The following is a 1201-nucleotide window of genomic DNA, read 5'->3' as shown; positions in this document are numbered from 1 at the left end:
GTGAATCGCCGTGGAAATCCCGGAGGCTCCTGACCTTGGAAACGAGGATGGAGTCATGCCGAAGGAACAGTCGTCAGGGAAGCCGACCAGCCGTAGGTACAGCCCGGAGGAGAAGGCCGCTGCGGTGCGGATGGTGCGCACACTGCGTGCGGAGTTGGGCACCGAGCACGGGACGGTGTATCGGGTGGCCCGCCAACTGGGCTACGGCGTGGAGTCGGTGCGCAGCTGGGTGCGCCAAGCCGACATCGATGACGGCTACGCTCCCGGAGTGTCGACTGCCGAGTCGCAGCGGATCAAAGACCTGGAGCAGGAGAACCGAGAACTCAAGCGCGCCAACGAAATTCTGAAACGAGCGGCCAGTTTCTTCGGGGCGGAGCTCGACCGCCAACACAAGAAGTAGTCGGCTTCATCGACGCCAACCGCGACGAGTTCGGGGTCGAGCCCATCTGCACCGTCCTGCGATCAGCAGGGGTGCAGGTGGCCCCGAGCAGCTACTACGCGAACAAGGCGCGTCCGCCCTCGGCGCGCGCGTGCCGCGACGCGGTCATCGGTCCGGCACTCAGGCAACTCTGGGAAGACAATTACCGCGTCTACGGTGCCCGCAAGCTGTGGAAAGCAGCCCGCCGTGCTGGCCACGACGTCGGGCGCGATCAGGTCGCCCGACACATGCGCGTTGCCGGTATCGCCGGAGCGCGCCGCGGCAAGCGGGTCCGCACCACCAAACCCGACCCCGCCGCGGGGCGGCATCCCGATCTGGTGGGCCGGGACTTCACCGCGAGCGCACCCAACCAGCTGTGGGTGACCGATCTGACATTCGTGCCGACCTGGGCCGGGGTGGCCTACGTCTGCTTCATCACCGACGCGTTCAGCCGGATGATCGTCGGCTGGCGCGTCGCGCCGCACATGCGCACCACGATGGTGCTCGACGCGATCGAGATGGCCCGCTGGTCACGCGGAAAGACGTTGGCGGGGTTGCGATGTCACTCCGACGCAGGATCGCAGTTCACGTCCATCCGCTACGGAGAGCGGCTGGCCGAGATCGGTGCAATGCCCTCCATCGGCACCGTCGGCGACAGCTACGACAACGCCCTGGCCGAAACCGTCAACGGCTACTACAAGTCCGAACTCATCTACGGACCGGCGCGCACCGGACCCTGGAAAACCGTCGAAGACGTTGAACTGACCACCCTGAGCTGGGTCC

General features: G+C 66.2%; 1 protein-coding gene and 1 other annotated feature. The gene reads left to right on the top strand.

What is annotated here, in order from left to right:
* Window positions 1–55: 55 nt before the first annotated feature.
* Window positions 56–1201 (top strand): IS3 family transposase gene (locus SKC41_RS31720; protein WP_330981553.1). Its coding sequence is split into 2 segments (ribosomal slippage), with 1147 coding nucleotides annotated over them: window positions 56–359 and window positions 359–1201; the frame shifts between segments, so codons are not numbered across the junction. This gene is flagged as partial in the annotation.
* Window positions 355–486: a sequence feature (AL1L pseudoknot), on the top strand. (Overlaps the previous gene by 132 nt.)

Origin of the sequence: Mycobacterium sp. 050128 (assembly GCF_036409155.1) — a bacterium.
Taxonomy (GTDB): Bacteria; Actinomycetota; Actinomycetes; order Mycobacteriales; family Mycobacteriaceae; genus Mycobacterium.
This window is presented reverse-complemented; position numbering and strand designations above follow the sequence as displayed.